The 16,863-nt window shown below is 55.9% G+C and carries 17 protein-coding genes and 1 pseudogene; 8 read left to right on the top strand and 10 right to left on the bottom strand.

Annotated elements, in window-relative coordinates; genetic code table 11:
• Positions 1–83 precede the first annotated feature (83 nt).
• Positions 84–1,352, bottom strand: coding sequence for an urea ABC transporter substrate-binding protein (gene urtA / locus NAV33_RS04735; RefSeq protein WP_255977411.1), 1,269 nt, complete (start codon positions 1,350–1,352; stop codon positions 84–86).
• Between the two features lie 338 nt (positions 1,353–1,690).
• Here urtA and NAV33_RS04730 point away from each other — a divergent pair, with 338 nt between their 5' ends.
• The gene (locus NAV33_RS04730) at positions 1,691–2,320 is read left to right on the top strand and encodes a pseudouridine synthase (protein ID WP_272887221.1); all 630 of its coding nucleotides are present in this window, start codon (positions 1,691–1,693) and stop codon (positions 2,318–2,320) included.
• A 21-nt stretch (positions 2,321–2,341) separates the two neighbouring features.
• On the opposite strand, the gene NAV33_RS04725 is transcribed toward NAV33_RS04730, so the two are convergent.
• From NAV33_RS04725 to NAV33_RS04710, 4 genes are all read right to left on the bottom strand, one after another.
• Positions 2,342–2,560 carry a DUF2788 domain-containing protein gene (locus NAV33_RS04725; RefSeq protein ID WP_255977409.1) on the bottom strand — a complete coding sequence of 73 codons (219 nt, stop codon included), beginning with the start codon at positions 2,558–2,560 and terminating at the stop codon, positions 2,342–2,344.
• 161 nt (positions 2,561–2,721) lie between these two features.
• Positions 2,722–3,201 carry an Lrp/AsnC family transcriptional regulator gene (locus NAV33_RS04720; protein ID WP_255977407.1) on the bottom strand — a complete coding sequence of 160 codons (480 nt, stop codon included), beginning with the start codon at positions 3,199–3,201 and terminating at the stop codon, positions 2,722–2,724.
• A 302-nt stretch (positions 3,202–3,503) separates the two neighbouring features.
• Entirely contained in the window at positions 3,504–4,436 is a 933-nt protein-coding gene (locus tag NAV33_RS04715; RefSeq protein WP_255977405.1) for a cation diffusion facilitator family transporter, read from the bottom strand.
• The gene (locus NAV33_RS04710; RefSeq protein ID WP_255977402.1) at positions 4,436–4,852 is read right to left on the bottom strand and encodes a polyribonucleotide nucleotidyltransferase; all 417 of its coding nucleotides are present in this window, start codon (positions 4,850–4,852) and stop codon (positions 4,436–4,438) included. Before NAV33_RS04710 ends, NAV33_RS04715 begins: the two co-directional genes overlap by 1 nt.
• Before the next feature lie 169 nt (positions 4,853–5,021).
• On the opposite strand from NAV33_RS04710, the gene NAV33_RS04705 reads away from it, so the two are divergent.
• Complete coding sequence (locus NAV33_RS04705; protein ID WP_272887220.1) at positions 5,022–5,426, top strand: DEAD/DEAH box helicase; 405 nt, start codon at positions 5,022–5,024, stop codon at positions 5,424–5,426.
• A gap of 433 nt (positions 5,427–5,859) precedes the next feature.
• On the opposite strand, the gene NAV33_RS04695 is transcribed toward NAV33_RS04705, so the two are convergent.
• Positions 5,860–7,752: a hypothetical protein gene (locus NAV33_RS04695; protein ID WP_255977399.1), complete on the bottom strand. Its 1,893-nt coding sequence runs from the start codon at positions 7,750–7,752 to the stop codon at positions 5,860–5,862.
• Positions 7,753–7,798: 46 nt separating this feature from the next.
• On the opposite strand from NAV33_RS04695, the gene NAV33_RS04690 reads away from it, so the two are divergent.
• Together NAV33_RS04690 and NAV33_RS04685 are read left to right on the top strand one after the other, a co-directional pair.
• Entirely contained in the window at positions 7,799–8,149 is a 351-nt protein-coding gene (locus NAV33_RS04690; RefSeq protein WP_003298438.1) for a hypothetical protein, read from the top strand.
• Positions 8,150–8,285: 136 nt separating this feature from the next.
• Positions 8,286–8,786 carry a hypothetical protein gene (locus NAV33_RS04685; RefSeq protein ID WP_003298435.1) on the top strand — a complete coding sequence of 167 codons (501 nt, stop codon included), beginning with the start codon at positions 8,286–8,288 and terminating at the stop codon, positions 8,784–8,786.
• A 507-nt stretch (positions 8,787–9,293) separates the two neighbouring features.
• On the opposite strand, the gene NAV33_RS21460 is transcribed toward NAV33_RS04685, so the two are convergent.
• From NAV33_RS21460 to istA, 3 genes and pseudogenes are all read right to left on the bottom strand, one after another.
• Positions 9,294–9,566, bottom strand: a complete 273-nt coding sequence (locus tag NAV33_RS21460) for a BPSL0761 family protein (RefSeq protein WP_336512863.1) — start codon at positions 9,564–9,566, stop codon at positions 9,294–9,296.
• 522 nt (positions 9,567–10,088) lie between these two features.
• Positions 10,089–10,893: pseudogene (istB, locus tag NAV33_RS04675) on the bottom strand (IS21-like element ISPst3 family helper ATPase IstB).
• Positions 10,886–12,385, bottom strand: a complete 1,500-nt coding sequence (gene istA / locus NAV33_RS04670; RefSeq protein WP_024012635.1) for an IS21-like element ISPst3 family transposase — start codon at positions 12,383–12,385, stop codon at positions 10,886–10,888. The pseudogene istB and the gene istA overlap by 8 nt, the downstream one beginning before the upstream one ends.
• A gap of 398 nt (positions 12,386–12,783) precedes the next feature.
• On the opposite strand from istA, the gene NAV33_RS04665 reads away from it, so the two are divergent.
• Entirely contained in the window at positions 12,784–13,827 is a 1,044-nt protein-coding gene (locus NAV33_RS04665; RefSeq protein WP_023446890.1) for a nucleoid-associated protein, read from the top strand.
• 1 nt (position 13,828) lies between these two features.
• The gene (locus NAV33_RS04660; protein WP_255977395.1) at positions 13,829–15,091 is read left to right on the top strand and encodes a hypothetical protein; all 1,263 of its coding nucleotides are present in this window, start codon (positions 13,829–13,831) and stop codon (positions 15,089–15,091) included.
• Positions 15,092–15,538: 447 nt separating this feature from the next.
• Here NAV33_RS04660 and NAV33_RS04655 read toward each other — a convergent pair whose 3' ends face one another.
• Positions 15,539–15,811, bottom strand: coding sequence for a hypothetical protein (locus NAV33_RS04655; protein ID WP_255977393.1), 273 nt, complete (start codon positions 15,809–15,811; stop codon positions 15,539–15,541).
• Between the two features lie 252 nt (positions 15,812–16,063).
• Here NAV33_RS04655 and NAV33_RS04650 point away from each other — a divergent pair, with 252 nt between their 5' ends.
• The gene (locus tag NAV33_RS04650; RefSeq protein WP_255977391.1) at positions 16,064–16,477 is read left to right on the top strand and encodes an arsenate reductase ArsC; all 414 of its coding nucleotides are present in this window, start codon (positions 16,064–16,066) and stop codon (positions 16,475–16,477) included.
• A gap of 6 nt (positions 16,478–16,483) precedes the next feature.
• The gene (locus tag NAV33_RS04645) at positions 16,484–16,840 is read left to right on the top strand and encodes a metalloregulator ArsR/SmtB family transcription factor (protein WP_255977388.1); all 357 of its coding nucleotides are present in this window, start codon (positions 16,484–16,486) and stop codon (positions 16,838–16,840) included.
• Positions 16,841–16,863 lie beyond the last annotated feature (23 nt).

Raw genomic sequence — 16,863 nt, 5'->3', positions numbered from 1 at the left:
GACTATGCGACATCTGCTGGTGGGCTGAAGCGGAGCGCCGCCCGGCCCACTACAAAAGCCGTACGGCGTTGCTGTCACGCCGATCAGTTCGACTTCACCGCGTAATCCGGCTTCTTGTCGTTGCCCGGGATGTAGGGGCTCCACGGCTGCGCGCGGACCGGGCTTTCGGTTTCCCAGACCACCGAGAACTGCCCGTCGTCCTGGACTTCGCCGATCATCACCGGCTTGTGCAGGTGATGGTTCTTCTCGTCCATGGTCAGGGTGTAGCCGCTCGGCGCCTCGAAGGTCTGTCCGGCGAGGGCATCGCGCACTTTGCCTACGTCCGTGGTACCGGCTTTCTCGACCGCCTGCGCCCACATATTGATGCCCACATAGGTGGCTTCCATCGGGTCGTTGGTCACGGCTTTATCAGCGCCCGGCAGGCCTTTTTCCTTCGCATAAGCCTTCCACTTGCTGACGAACGCTTCGTTGACCGGATTTTCCACCGACTGGAAGTAGTTCCAGGCGGCCAGGTGACCGACAAGGGGCTTGGTGTCGATGCCGCGCAATTCTTCCTCTCCCACGGAGAAGGCCACGACCGGGACGTCGGTGGCTTCCAGGCCCTGGTTGGCCAGTTCCTTGTAGAAGGGCACGTTGGAGTCGCCGTTGATGGTCGAGACTACGGCTGTCTTGCCGCCCGCGGAGAACTTCTTGATGTTGGCGACGATAGTCTGGTAATCGCTGTGGCCGAAGGGGGTGTAAACCTCTTCGATGTTGGATTCCGGAACGCCCTTGCTGATCAGGAACGCACGCAGAATCTTGTTGGTGGTGCGCGGGTAGACGTAGTCGGTGCCGAGCAGGAAGAAGCGTTCGGCGCTGCCGCCGTCTTCGCTCATCAGGTACTCGACGGCTGGGATGGCCTGCTGGTTCGGTGCCGCGCCGGTGTAATAAACGTTGGGCGACAGCTCTTCGCCTTCGTACTGGACGGGGTAAAACAGCAGGCCGTCGAGTTCCTCATAGACCGGCAGCACGGATTTGCGCGAAACCGAGGTCCAGCAACCGAAGGTCACTGCCACTTTGTCCTGGGTCAGCAGCTGACGGCCCTTTTCCGCGAACAGCGGCCAGTTGGATGCAGGGTCGACCACCACCGGCTCGAGCTGCTTGCCGAGCACGCCACCCTTGGCGTTGATCTCGTCGATGGTCATCAGCGCCATGTCTTTCAGGGATGTTTCCGATATGGCCATGGTGCCGGACAGCGAATGCAGGATGCCGACTTTGATGGTTTCGGCAGCCTGCACGGTGAACGGGAACAGACCGCTGAGCATCAGGGCACTGGCGGCGAGGGTGGACTTCAGTAGGGGACGGCGTTTCATTGTGGGCGGCTCCTTGGCTGTCCATGCGCAACTGTGGGTTGGTCCTTTGGGACAGGGAGCGCTATCGCAGCATCCGTGCCAATTCCCCTTTAAGCCCTCTGTTACGGTGCTTTACGGCCAATTCTGGAGATGCGACTTATCGGGGCGTGGACGGGGCGTTGTCCGAAAACGGTGCGCCTGGCGACGTCATGGCGCACGCCATGCGCTTTTGTGGTGCTGATCGGCCCCAGCGGTGAACAGGTCGGTTTTGCTGCCTATCCAATCGCTCGATAACTCTGGCTCTTGCTGGCCGGCAACGCCCGTCCTAGCATGGCCGGCCTGCTATCGAAGGCTCCGCCATGCCTCGCATTTCTCATCCCCGTCCACCGCGCCCCGCTAATGGCCGCATGCAGCCCCGGCGTGTGGCCAAGGCGCCGCCTGCCGAGCCGCGTCTGCTGCTGTTGAACAAGCCCTTCGACGTGCTCACCCAGTTCAACGATGCCGATGGCCGCGCCACGCTCAAGGACTTCCTGCCGGTGCCGGGCGTATACCCGGCCGGTCGTCTGGACCGCGACAGCGAGGGCCTATTGCTGCTGACCAACGATGGGCAACTGCAAGCGCGCATCGCCGATCCCAAGCACAAGCTGGCGAAGACCTACTGGGTGCAGGTGGAAGGTGAGATCACGGCCGAGCAGCTGCAGCGTCTGCGCGATGGTGTCGAGCTCAACGATGGCATGACGCTGCCGGCCGAAGCCCGCTTGCTCGACGAACCGGCGCTGTGGCCGCGCAACCCGCCGGTGCGATTCCGCAAGAGCGTGCCGACCAGTTGGCTAGAGCTGGTGATTCGGGAGGGGCGCAACCGTCAGGTACGGCGGATGACCGCGGCGGTCGGGCTGCCGACGTTACGGTTGGTGCGGGTCAGGATCGGACCCTGGACGCTGGACGGACTGCAGCCAGGCGAATGGCGGGATGTGCCGGCGCATTTGTGAGGCGCCGGCCGCTTCACTGGATCAGTGCGGAATGCCCTGCGAGACTTCAATGATGTAGCCAATGATCGGCTTGGCAAGAAACGCGAACAGGCACAGACCGAGACCCAGAAACAGAATGGTGGTGCCGAGACGTCCAGCCTTCGACTTCTTGGCAAGATCCCAGATGATAAAGGCCATGAACACCATCAGGCTGCCGACCAGGACGATCATCATCCACTTTTCGAATACTTCGGGTTCCATTGAACGCTCCGCGTGCAAGTCTGGTTTAACGACAACAGCTATGACAACGGGCGAGCGTTTATGGGTGAGCGAGGCTCGTTTTATGACGCGCGGGGCATAGCAAAGCGGCGGCGAGTATACGCCAACCGCGGCCTGGTGATGTCTGGCAGCGGCAATGGGCCTCAGGTACGCAGGTGCTCCAGGGGCAACTCGGTGCTGGACGAGACCTGACGCAGAACGAAGCTCGACCGCACGCTGGAGACGCCCTCGATGCGGGTCAGGGTGCCGAGCAGGAAGGCTTGATAGTGCTCCATGTCCGGCACCACGACCTTGAGCTGGTAATCCGCGTCCATGCCGGTGACCAGACTGCATTCGAGCACTTCGGGGCATTTGCCGATCACCCCTTCGAAATGTTCGAAGCGTTCCGGCGTGTGGCGGTCCATGCCGATCAGCACGTAGGCGGTCAGGGTCAGGCCGAGTTTCTTGCGATCCAGCAGGGCGACCTGGCGGGCGATGTAGCCGTCGTCCTCAAGCTGTTTGACCCGTCGCGAGCAGGGCGAGGGCGATAACCCGATGCGTTCGGCCAGTTCCTGATTGGAGATGCGAGCGTCGTGTTGCAGTTCGTGCAGGATGCGAAGATCGTAGCGATCTAGTTTGCTCATTTTGGATACCTTGCGTCGTTTGGTTGCGAGGAACTATGCCTAGGTGCGCATGGATTGCGCAATCGGGGCGAATATGAGCAATCTTCGCAAACATCTGTCGTCAGGCGGGGCGTAAGCTTTATTCAACTTCAGCCCCCGGCAGAATTGGCGCGGTATTTATCCCGCCGCGCCAACCGCCGACCTTATCGAGGTCATCGGCCGGGCCAGCACCGCTCACAAGGCGCTGCCGAAGAATCCGCCACAAGCGGCAGCGCATTCAGAGCAGTATTGAAAAAGACCACGTCTCGCCACGTGGTCTTTTTTTATGCATTGCCGGCTGGTGTCCGATGTGGTCTCACCACTTCAAGCGGGTCGGCATGTACCAGTACCTCGGCACGCGGGTAGCGCTTGTGAATTGCCGCCTCGACTTCATCACACAGGGCATGAGCCTTGATCAACGGCAGCTCGCCGGGCAGTTCCAGATGCAGCTGCACGAACCAGCGGGTGCCCGAGACGCGGGTACGTAAATCATGGCAGCCGACCACGCCCGGCACATCGCAGGCCAGCTGGTGCATGTGCTCGCTGATTTCCGGTGGCAACTCGGTATCCATCAGCACCGCACCGGCTTCGCGAACGATGCTCAGCGCGCTCCAGAAGATATACACCGCGATAACGATGCCGAAGACCGCGTCCAGGCGATCCCAGCCGTAGCCGGCAAGTATTAGCGCGACGAGAATGCTGGTGTTAAGCAGCAGGTCGGAGCGGTAATGCAGCGAGTCGGCGCGGATCGCTGTGGAGCCGGTTTCGCGCACCACATGGCGCTGATACATCAGCAGCGCCACGGTCAGGGCCAGCGACAGCAGCATGACCGCAATGCCCAGCGCCGGTGCGCCCAGCGGCTGGGGATGCAGCATACGGTCGACGCCCTGGACGCAGACCAGGATTGCACTGACCGAGATGAAAGCGCCCTGGCCGAGGCCGGCCAAGGCTTCAGCCTTGCCGTGACCGTAGCGATGATCCTCATCGGCGGGGCGCAGCGAGTAGTGCACCGCCAGCAGGTTGAGCAGCGAAGCCGCACCGTCCAGCAGCGAATCGGTGAGACCGGCCAGTAGGCTGACCGAACCGCTGAGCCACCAAGCCAGGGCCTTGCTGACCGCCAGCGTCAGAGCGACAGCCAGTGCGAGCCGCGTAGCGCGACGCATCAGCCGCGCATGTTCGGGGCTGACGCCCTTGCGCCGCTCGCTCGTCTTCTGCATCAGGCGGCCGGGCGCAATCCGAACGCGGCGAGTTGCTCGATGCTGCCGTCGTGCTGGATCAGACGCGGATCATTCAGCGGCAGGCTGCGGCCGGTTTCCTGCTCGATAATCGCCTTGAGCTTGGCCTGATCGATCACGCCGTCGGCACCGATGGCTTCCTGAAGCTTTTCCGGGGCCATGGAATATTCATCGTCGGGTAGATAGATGGCGCCAGTAGCGAAGTCGATGCCGAAGGCGATCAAACCGGGGATCACATAGAACAGCAGGCCCACGGCATTGGCTACCGCGATGGCCGGATCGATTTTGCCGTCGATCTGGCCGCGGCGATCGGGATAGAACAGCGTGCCGCAGGCAGTCAATTGGGTGAACAGGGAGACGGCCAGCACGCCGCCGATGACACGGGAACGAGTTCGCATAAGGACCTCCAGGAAAAAGTGGCGCAACTATACAAGGGCTGCATGATGTTTTCTCGACATCAGACAGCCAGGCCGGGCGCTCTGTTCGGCCTTGCCAGATAACAAGGTGTAGGCGCCGCTCAGCCATGCCTCGGGCCGTTATAATCGCCGCCCTGAAAGCGGAGTCTCCATGATCGCCCTGCCTATCGACCAAGCCCTGCCAGCCCTGCGCCAAGCGCTGTGCGAACGTGACGAAGCGGTGCTCGAAGCACCGCCCGGCGCGGGCAAGACCACCCGCGTTCCGCTGGCGCTGCTGGGCGAGGCGTGGCTGGACGGGCAAAAGATTCTGATGCTCGAACCGCGGCGTCTGGCGGCCCGCGCGGCGGCCGAGCGCCTGGCCAGCGAGTTGGGTGAGAAGGTCGGCGAAACCGTCGGCTATCGCATCCGCCTCGACAGCAAGATCGGGCCGAACACCCGTATCGAGGTGGTCACCGAAGGCGTTCTCGCGCGCCGATTGCAGGACGATCCAGCGCTTGAAGGCGTCGGCCTGGTAATTTTCGATGAGTTCCATGTTTTGCCATTTGCACCGAAATAGTGGCATTTCTTGTCAAAATCATCCTGCCCTTCCTCCCTGGGCTCTCTCCCGCCTCTGGACGCTTACGGCGGCCAGCGTGGCCAATGACACCCAGGCCGGCAAACTTCTGTATGGCGAGGAAACCGTAGTGTGTACAGATGCCACCTACATCGGGGTCTAGAAGCGCAACGAACATGCGAGGTGCCAGGTGATCTTGAATATCTCAGCCCGGCGCAATACCTACCAGCGACACGACAAGCACAGTGTCCTCTACAAACAGTCCAGTCCGGCTGCTACACGAGGTTGATCAGGGTGATCAGAAGCTTCCCGTCCGACGTGAGCTTCTCAACTTGCTCAGTAAGTGACCAGGGCTCTGGGCTCTGGGCTTCTTGAACCGCGAATATTCCTTTGGCCTGGGTTCGCGCGTAGATCGGGCGAGCCAAAGTCTTATCTATCAGATTTGATTATTGCCTGCCTTGTTTGAGTCTGAGCGAAAAGCGTCCTCGTCTAAAGTCTTTAGAATGGTTAGCTGGAGTTGAGGTGGAAGATTGAGGTATTCAAGTATTGCGGGATTCAGTTTTTCATGAATTTCTATCTCCGCTTGACCAAAGAATTCATTGATATAGAAATATAGATCTCTAATAACTTCGTATGGTTTTGCGTGATGGGTCCGTAGAATTGATTTTGATTTAAGGCTATTGTTAAAGGTTGTCGAGGTGGCTGTTTTTATTGATTCTTCGTCAAAGGCTACGCTCTGGCAAAGTTTTCTGTGTATTTTAAGAAGCTTGGAGAGGTGCTTTTCAAGTTTTGATAAGGGGTTGCAAAGTTCGTCAGTGGTGCTGGTGGCGTTTTGCAGTGTTATTGAGTTGATTAGCGAGATGGCTTCAAAAACAAGCTTGGTCGAATCTGTCACCTGCGGGTTCTTAGAGAATGTCCAAAATGGGGTTGGCATGGGGATTTCAATTGATACGTTTTGCTGTTTATTTTGAGCTAAACAAATTATAAATGGATCTAGGCTGTTATTTATCCATCTCCCGGGTTTCTTCAATTCCAAGGTAATGGCATAACTTGCTGCAATAACTGCAATTTCACCTAGCTGTTGCTTCTTGCTGCAGTTCAGTATGTCCTTAAGATTCAGCAGCGCACTCGTATTGTCGCCCTCAATTATCTGAAGGCGTGCCTTTAGATAATGGTGTACTGGCTTGAAAATCTCGAAATCTTCGTCTTGCTCAAGAAGGGCGATAGCTTCTCTGACTGGGGTGGTATCCGAGGCCGCTCTGTCGATAATCTCTAGTGCATATGCTAGAGGTGCGCACTCTTCAATAGTCCTGGTGGCTACAAATCTCTCATAACAATTAAAGATTTCCATAATCGATGTGTCGAGATCTGGCTCGGGGAAACAGTTTGAACTTCCTATCATGTCATGATGCAAGATTATGTGAGACTGATGGAAATTGTCTTGAGTTTTTTTCTGGGCTTGGTTGGTGAACTCGTTAATGTAATACTTAAGGATTCCAAGGAGGCTGGCAGAGTGAATGTCTGGTGTGCCGTTGGATAAATGGCCAATGAATCTTTGAATTGCGGTCCCGGCTATATAGGCGGCGCGAACATTTTTGACTTTATCAGGTAGTTCTTCTTTGCAATCGCGACTGCTGAAATTTTGGTTCAGTTTACCAATTTTATCTTCTATTGTTTTTAACTTGATGTCAGATTTTGTTGTGATCTTATTTAGCGAACTCCTGAAGTCCGCAGTGTTTGCCTCGGTTATTTTGTCAAGCTGTTGTCTCACTGCGTTGCGGGTGTTTTTTGCGCAGTCATATTCCGTCATATGAATATCGGGAAGTAGGTCGAAGAGGTAATATAGAGGTGTTGATTCTGGAAGGCGCGCACGGATATGGCATAAAAATAGTGCCAGTTGGGGGAATGCAATTATTGATAAAAATGCTCCCAAACCAGTTCGGTATGACGTTCTGGTGAAAACAGCCCTTGAGCGAATAAATGACAGGAGAGTCTCTGCAGTGTCCAGGAACTCAGAAAGCTCGTCGGCAATATTTTGATCGTCGCCAGACAAGAGCATTAGCAACTCGCCGATTCGACCTTGGTTGGCACTTCGCCACGGTTTGGTTGCATTGGGACCAAAACGAGACTGTCTTCCATGCCACGAGCGCTGGAACGTCAATTTTTGCTCGTTCGCTTCTATCAGGCCGAATCCACTTGCTAGTGCGTCTATGGTTTCTGCGTAGGTTGGAATCCTTGCCCAGCCGAGGCCTGTTGCGTCCTTCATCGATTCTCGCCCTTTCCGGTACCTAGAAAATGCAGAGTCACCATAGCCTGCTTCCCATCGCATCGCGATAGCCCCTGACAGGGTTCGGAATTTCAGAAGGAAAAATCACATGTTCAACTACTACCACCCGCTGACCATTCGAGACGTCGTCAACGCGCTAGAGGCGCTACGCCACGTACAGCGTCCCTACGGCGACAACGAAGGGGATGCGATTAATCATCCTGACGTATACGCCGATCTGCCTACTCACACTCAACAGGCTGTTGATCTCGCCTGGCGTTACGTGCGCGAGTACTGCTGCCACATTGATGGTGCGATCAACTCGCGCTCGGTGACCTTGCTAAAGAAGCATGGCTATCAGATCCATCTCGGCCCTAATCAGTATGACCCGATGCTAATTGCTGGCGTGATCACGGTTGGCGACTGGAACCTCGATCTGAGCGACGAGACCGCGGACTAAGAAAACGTCGTATAGCCGAATGGCACTGAATTAAACCCAAGCCATTGATTTTTATGGGAAAGTAGAGGGCTGGCCGCCCCGGATAGTAGGCTGGAGGTTGCGAAATCCACAGCAACCACCCGAGGAGCCAGCCCACATGCATCCTAGCCACCGCCCAACAACGGGGCAACAACAGCGTGTACGCCACTATGCAAGCAACGCGGACAGCTATTTCCTGTTCAATCTGCTGACCAGCCCAAAGCTGTTCGACCGTGTTGGGGCGTTGCTACCGGAGCACCGCGAGCGGTTGTTTCCGCCGGCGGAAACCTTGTCGATGTTTCTCGCCCAGGTGTTGTCGGCTGACGGCAGCTGCCAAGCGGCGGTCAACGACGCCATGGTCAAGCGGGTGATCGGTGGGCTCAAGCCGGGCAGTACGGATTCCGGTGGGTACTGCAAGGCGCGCTCGCGTCTGCCGCAGTCAATGATCTCGGCGCTGGCACGCCAAACCGGGGGGATCATCGCCGAAGGTGCTGCCTCCTGGTGGCATTGGCGGGGTCGGCGGGTGCGCCTGGTCGACGGGGTCACGGTTACCTTGGCGGACACCGAAGAGAATCAGGCCGCCTATCCGCAGCTCGTAATCTTCGATGAGTTCCATTAATTACTAAATGCACTAAAATTCATAATTCTTGTCAAAAACGAGAGCTTCATCACGTTGTTTATATGGGCAGGTGAGCGCCGCTAGCCCTCACAAGCTCACCACGGTCAACGTAAAGCAACTGCACGAGAGCCAGTGGCGTGATGATTCGCTTGGTGGTCGTGAAAGGGTACGTATCCCGGTTACTAATGAACGAGGCAATAGCAGCCTACATACGGCTCGTGCGGCCCGAGCTGGGAGCCGATTTAAAGGGAGTTTTAGAGGCTATTAGTGTTGACGTGCGAAGTATGGAGCGGGAATGAAAGGCATCCTCCAGCGGAGTGCTGAATCGTCCCGGCTTTTGTGGAGGCCGTTTCGTTTAAGTCAGGCCGCAATGGCCACACCAGCTTGTTGCCGGTAGAAGTTTGCCTCAGCCTCCGCAGGCGGGATATACCCGATTGAACTCAGCAGGCGCTCATTGTTGTACCAGTGTTGTACCAGTGTTGTACCAGTGCACCCACCTGGTCTGGCTCAGCTAGTTCCGTGATCAGAAAACATCGGATCATTTAACAGCCAGCTGACTAACACCGGATGTAGAGGTCCATGCTTGTCGGCCAATAGGGAAAGTTCCTGCTTGGATCGCTCTTCCGCTCGCCCAGCCAACGAGATGGTCTCCGCTGTCGGGTAATGCCGTAGTAGATTTTTTGCTTGGTACCGTACGCTTTCAGGAAGGCTCGTGTCCCTGGCCAGTTCCTGTAGGAAGTCCCGTGTTTGCACAACGCTACGGGTGCGCTCATGGGCCATCGTCATGGCATTGCTCCTGAAATGTCCGCAGGGGGAGACGGCTTCCCGTCAACATGTCCCACGGCCCGTGGGGGCATTTTACTGTATGAAGCTTGATCTGCCAAAAAGGGTGGAGCCTCAATCATCAGTCTCCTGTGATCCGCTCCGCACCGCTATTGCCCGCAAAACAGCATTCGAAGGTGGCAGAGTAACGGTGCGGCCAGGCCTGGGGGCATATCACTCATCGTGGTGCAGCCATGGTCGACGAAGCTTCAAGTGCGCTGGTTAGCAACCTATGTGAGCAGAGCGGCCGAGAAACTGCGTGGCCAGGGCTCGTTGTGCAGCACTATGTTGGCGCTGATGGAAAATTGACCCACCCTGCCGATTGAAATTTGACCCAGGGCGGATTGCTGATTTTGTTACCAGCAACTGTGGATAAGTCTACCAGCGCAGCTGCTGTTGCCCCCACTCCTTCGCTAGCCCAGTTCAGTTGTTTAAGACCTGCCACACGCAGCCATGTAGCAGGCCGTCGTCGCCATGAAATCAGAACGGCTCATCGTCCTCCGGTTCTTGGCCGCCCTTACGCTTTCGCTCCCGTGATTTGATCTTGGCCTGGGCCGCCAAGCTACTGTGTTGCAGGCGATAGGACTCGTTACCGGTTTCGACGATGTGGCAGTGGTGGGTCAGCCGATCCAGCAGGGCGGTGGTCATCTTGGCGTCGCCGAACACGCTCGACCATTCGGCGAAGCTCAGGTTGGTGGTGATCACCACGCTGGTGTGTTCGTACAGCTTGGACAGCAGGTGAAACAGCAACGCACCGCCAGCCTGGCTGAACGGCAGATAACCCAGTTCGTCGAGGATGACCAGATCCATGCGCAGCAGTGCCTGGGCGATCCGCCCGGCTTTGCCGTCGTGTTTTTCGCGCTCCAGCAGATTGACCAGATCGACCGTGGAGTAGAAGCGCACGCGCTTACCGTGCCGGGTGATGCCGGACACGGCCAGCGCGGTGGCTAGGTGGGTTTTACCGGTGCCTGGCCCACCGATCAGCACCCACGTTCTGCGCGGTGTCGGTAAAGCTCAGATTGGCCAGCTCGCTGGTCAAGCGAGCGTCGGCGCTGGAGGCGCTGAAGTCGAAGCCGGCCAGATCGCGGTGCATCGGCAGCTTGGCCATGTTCATCTGGTGGCTCACCGAGCGCATGGCGCGATCTGTGTGCTCTTGTTCCAGCAGGTGTTCGAGCAGCCACTTGGACGAGGCTGTGTTCGACTCACCCTGTGCAGTTAACTCCGCCCAGGCCGTGGCCATGCCGTGCAGGCGCAGCTCCTTGAGTTCCGCCATCAAATCACGCATGACCGATCTCCTCGGTCTGGCCACGCAGGCGGTCGTAGCGCGCCGTGTTAGCGACGGGGGCTTCCTTGAGCGACAAGTGGGTTTCGACGCTGGGTGGTGGTTCGGTCGCGGCCAGGCGCGCCACGACATTGAGGATGTGTTCGGCGCTCAGGCTGCCGCTTTCCAGTACCAGCTCAACAGCCACCAGCACCGCATCGAGCCCGGCGACCGGTACGGCAGCCAGAACTTGCGCCATGATCCGGTCACCGCCGGCATGACGCCCCAGACCGTGCTTAAGCTGACGCAGCGGCGCCGGCAGATCAGCAAAGGGCGCGCCGTTGCGCAGCGCACCGGGCTTGCGTTCGATCAGCGGGAGGTAGTGCTGCCAGTCATAGCTGACCTGGTCGCGATCCAGCAAGCGGACATGGCTGGCGATCAGCGCGTCGTCAGCCACCACCTCGATTCGCGTCGGATACAAACGGCTGCTGACCCACTTACCCGCGTACTCACACGGCACCGAGTAGCGGTTGCGCCCGACGCTGACCAGGCAGGTGCTGGAGACCCGCGCAGGCCGCTCGACGTAACCGTCGAATGGCGCTGGCACAGGCATCAGTTCAGCGCGCTCCAACTCCAGCACTTCGGCCACACTCAGCCCGCTGTATTGAGGGTGCGTCAGCTCGTTCCAAAGCGCGCGGCAGCGCTGGCCCAGCCAGGCATTGAGTTCCTCGAAGGAGTGAAACTGACAGTCCTGGGCGTCTAGCCAGATACGCCTGCGGCTGTCTTGCACGTTCTTTTCAACGATGCCCTTTTCCCAACCAGCGGCGACGTTGCAGAAGTCCGGATCGAACAGGTAATGCGCGCACATCACCGCAAAGCGCGCATTCACCGCCCGGCCTTTGCCCTTATTGACCTTGTCGACGGCGGTCTTCATGTTGTCGTAGATGCCCCGGCGCGGCACGCCGCCCAAGGAGCCGAACGAGCGTGTATGGGCGTCAAATAACATCTCATGGCCCTGGCTCGGATACGCCACAAGCCAGAACGCACGGCTGGCACACAGCTTCAGATGTGCCACCTGCATACGCCGGTAAATGCCGCCGACCAGCAAGCCTTCCTCGCTCCAGTCAAACTGAAACGCCTCGCCAAGAGCAAAGGTCAGCGGCACAAAGGCCTGCGACGCCTTGCCCTGTCCCCCTCGCCAGGCACGGATAAACGCGGTGAGCTGGCTGTAGCCACCGTCATAACCTTCGGCTTTGATTTGCGCCAACAGCGCCTTGGCACTGCGCCGCTGTTGCTTGGGCCGTAGCGAATCGGCTTTTAGCGCCTGCTCCAGCGTGGCGTGAAAAGGGCTGAGTTTGTTGAAGATCGCGCGGCGTTGGTAGACCGGCGGCTTGGCCTCAGGTGCTCTGACCCACTTGCGAATCGTGTTGCGCGCCAACCCGGTGCGCTTGGCTATCTCATGCAGCGACAGCTTGTCGCGGAAATACATCCGGCGGATTTTGCCCATCATTTCCATACTGATCACCCTGTGTTCTCCTGCTCAAAAATTGAGCAGAAGCAGTTGAACACCTGGGTCAGTTTTCAGTCGGCAGAACAGCCTCTACTGGGTCAGTTTTCGGTCAGCGGCAACATCATTGCTCATAGAGCCCTGGCTAGCAGCGTTTTTACACACTCTGGGCCAAAAGGAGACGTACAGGTGGGCCAATCACAACGGGGCAGCCCACGAAACGATTTCAGCTTCTGTTGATGCCATTCCCTGATCGATTTGTCAGAGGCTGCAGCCTTAAATGCGGGCAATTAGGTTGGGAGTAGCACCCGTAACTGTTGTGTAGTTAACTGTGGCCTGCACAGAAGCAGCTTGCATTCCGCTAAACAAAGCGTGAAAGCCGACCCCACCTGAGAGAAGGGAATCCAGTGAATATTACAGAGTCCATCATCCACGGGATTGAGAAAGCCCGAGACACGTCAGGCCCAGGTAGCGCCACTGTGGTCCCCCGACTGACTCCGTTGCCGCTAGACGATCGACTTCAGAATCTGGGGGATGATGTGCTGAAGCTGTATGGGAGACTCAGTAACGGCTACGGGACTCTAGGCGCCAACCATATGATCCATATCTTCCCTAAGATCCTGACCGACTACCATGCCGGGAAAACTGATCTGGTGGCAATGAGTAAACTTTGCACCGAAGTTATTTCGACAGAAATGGCGAACAGCAGGTTGACTACCACAAGCTATCCTGTGTTCATCCGGTATGAGAATCAGGGGCGGGACTGGCTACTGATTGCGATGCTGAAGCTTAAAGAGGGAGTAGGGATAGATAGTACGACGCTCGACTTAAACGACTCGCTTTTCTTTGATGTTAGCAATCTGCGCGAGGCGGCGCGGATCGATATTGAGAAGTGGCAAAACGATGAACAACCTTACCTTTCCTTCATTAAAAAAGGAACAGGCGCTGAAGGCGACTCATCCGCATACTTCAGGCAGGCACTCGCATGCATTGATTACACGGACTCCAAATACAACACGCAAAAGCTTATCGAAACGATAGATTCATATTGCGAAGAAAATGAGTTCGCCGCGGCGGAGCGCCAATCCATTCGCGCCAAGGTTTACGAACACTGTAAAGAAATGAAGGACGATGACAAACCAGTTCATTTGGTAGCACTTTCAGCGTTCATTAACCCAGAAGAGCCCGCTTCGTTTATCGAGTATGTCAAAGACAATAACGTTGAGATTCACGAAACTTTCTCTCCGCACAGTAGCAGCATTAAGAAACTGCAGCGCTATACAACAAAGTTTGGCACTATAAGTCTTGGGTTTGATGTTGAGGATATATTCAACGAAAGAGTATATCTAGACGACGACGAAGAAAGCATTATCATCAGAAATCCCCCAGTCGATCTGATAGCAAGAATAAAAAAAGAGAAAGGTATAGATCCAGAAGACAACGAAGAATGAGATGAACGATTTAGAGCTCGCTATTCATTTAAGCAAGAAAATAGCAGGGCCCGTTTCTTCTGGCCGGGTGCTGTCTGGTCGCCTTCCGCAGGCAGAATATGCGAGTATTCACTCAGACCTCGAAAAAAGCGGATTGGAGGCTCAGTACGATCAAAGGATTGAGCAACTATCTTTTAAGTTGCCGTCCCAAGATGATTTAATCTTTGCCAGCTGTTTGGAAGATTTGATTTCGGCTCCGTCTCGCCAAGCACGCGTGCCGAAAGAGTTTTATTTATCTGATATTGACTACCACTACAAGGGTGGAGAAAACGCACCCGACCGGGTTGTACAGTATTATCTAGATACTGCTCGTTTTATCCAAGAAATCGCTAAAGTCGCGGATCATTCGGTATTGAAAGGAAAGTTAAAAGCCATTTTCTTACATGGCCAGAAAATCGAGTTATCTCTAGGCTACACCGTTAATGATCTCCGTCCCCTCGATGGCTGCCAAGATTTTTATGCCGAATTCGTTAATGCTCAGATTCATAAAGAACAAAAGTCCTCAATCATAAAATCAGTTCTGATTGAAATGTTGAAGACAAATGAGCTCGACAGACTAACACTTCCCTGTCTGCTTAAACGGTTTTCGGAATTTGTAGAACGCGTCAATGCGAATTATCAGTTATACGTCTCTGAGTTTTCTTTTGAAAAAATAAGAGATCAAGTCGAGAAAGAAAAGCTTGACTTTATGCTTAAGCTGAATAAGGTTTTTTCTGAGATACAGAATCAACTTCTCGCCATACCGGTAGCTTTAATACTTATTGGAAGCCAGACAGCGCCGACGGAAAGCATATCGCTTCATAATATATTCATTTTTTTTAGCATGCTTGTATTCGCTGCCCTTATGTCTCTACTGCTTCGTAATCAGCGACATTCTTTGGATTCAATAAGAATCGAGATGATGAATCAGTGGGATGAAATAAAGCAGAAGCATGTGCTCACCACTGAAAAGTTACAGATTCATTATGAGGATCTTGAGAAGAGATACGGCCGTCAGAAGCTATTCCTAGGGATAGTAAGCGGCATCATAGCGCTAGCGGTATTTGCGAGCGCTGCAAATTTCGTTTACTCAACCGCTGAGCTCCGTGATAACTACGAGATCGCGATCGTTTATGGGATTTGCGCCGGTGCTTTGTTCTTGGTAATTAATTGCATATATAAGTTGTGGATGAAGGCCCGGAGAAATAAAAGCGGAAGCCCGACGACCCGCCGCCGGGCCGGGTGATGCTCTGCTACCTCTCAACCTCCGGATCCGTCCCGCACGGTTGAGCGCCGCAATGGCGTCCGTTCCGGCCCTCAGCGTGTATGTTTCACCGTGTCGGCTTATATTTATAGGCGAAAGGGTAGAGGGTAACTGGATCAGATGAAAGTTAACCCTTGTTTGCGAAGCTGGCTATCACTCTGAATTGTCTGCGTTTCGATAGACGCGCTTGGACGTCACTTCTGGCCGATAGCTGCGAATCATGGACATCCGCTTCCGGCCAAAAGCAGTCGGTGGGAGTAAGAAATGCTCGACTGCCGCGCGGGTATGTCGCTCTCCCTTTGGGCGTCGAAGGCACGTTACGATTGAACCATGCTCCATGTGCGGGTTGTAGTGGGATGGAGAACATGTATCCGGTGCAGCTTGCATCAGCGATGGGAACGAGCCGCCCAAAGACGGCCCAGTTACCGCTTACTTTTTCAGCGTTGCCAGGTAATCCTGAAGTGTTTTTTCGTCAGCCGCCTTGACTGTCATGCCTTTCGGGCCGCTGCCGATGTCTGTGAACTGTTTGGCAGGCTCACCGGTTTCTTTAAAGTCCTTAAGCTCTGGCGATCCTTCGCGGAAGACCCAAAGACGGCCGTCTTCAACTTCAGTGACGAAACCAGGTTTGTCGAACTCGCTGGCTACGGCGGTACCGGCAAAGAGGGCGGCCAGCATCAGGGCGGACAGGGTCAGGTTTTTCATCGCAGATTCCTGCATAGGGTTGAGGTGGACGCAACCTAAATCCGTACCGATGACACTTTCATTACAAATCCCATATATGCGGATTTGCAGATGTAATAAAACGTTTCAAGGCTCGGCGGTTGAGAAAAACCGTTGAATCGTGCTGCTTTGCGCCGAGTTACAGCGCTGGCGGGTGACTAAGGCAAGCGTAGGTTTACCTTTCATATGAAAGGCCATATATTCGGGCTCCCGAATTTGTCAGAGACCTTTCCCATGGCTCACAAGTCTCGCGTGCTCTTTGTTTGCGTCGCCAACGCCGCCCGCTCCCAGCTGGCCGAAGCACTTCTGCGGCACACCGACGCGACACACTTCGAAGCGTTCAGTGCTGGTACTGCCCCGACAGGCGTTGATCCGCGCACTGTCGCCGCGCTCCAGAACCTGGGCGTAAATGCCGATGGCTTGCGCAGCAAATCCGTTGATGAGTTCGCCGGTCAGCAATTCGATTACGTCATCACCCTGTGCGACAAATCAGCATTGGAATGCCAGGCGCTGCCTGGCTCCGCTGAGGCTCTGGCATGGAATTTCGAAGACCCAGTTAGCAGTGACCAACCGGAGGCCTTCCGCCACTCACTCCACGAGATCCATGAACGCATCAAGATGTTCGTTCTAGTTAAAACCAAGCGCTAAACTTCCATGGCCGACCACCTGACTCCTACCACCGTATTCAAATGCCTGGCTGACGAAACCCGCGCCCGGGCCATGCTGCTTATTGCCGACGAAGGCGAGCTGTGTGTATGCGAACTCACCTGCGCGCTCGACGAAAGCCAGCCAAAGGTTTCCCGACATCTCGCGCAGCTGCGCACCTGTGGGTTGCTGGAAGACCGCCGGCAGGGACAATGGGTGTACTACCGGTTGCACCCGAACCTGCCGGATTGGGTGGTCCGGCTCATCGAGAACACCCTTTCCTCAAACCGCCACTGGCTTAGCCCGGATTTGAAGCGCTTGAGCCAAATGGGCGACCGTCCTGCGCGTACCGCCTCCTGCTGCTGAAGCTCACCTGGGCTGATCCAACC

The organism is Stutzerimonas stutzeri (assembly GCF_024448715.1).
Lineage (GTDB): Bacteria > Pseudomonadota > Gammaproteobacteria > Pseudomonadales > Pseudomonadaceae > Stutzerimonas > Stutzerimonas stutzeri_AR.
The sequence above is the reverse complement of the archived record's forward strand: the minus strand, read 5'-3'. Positions and strand labels throughout refer to the sequence as shown.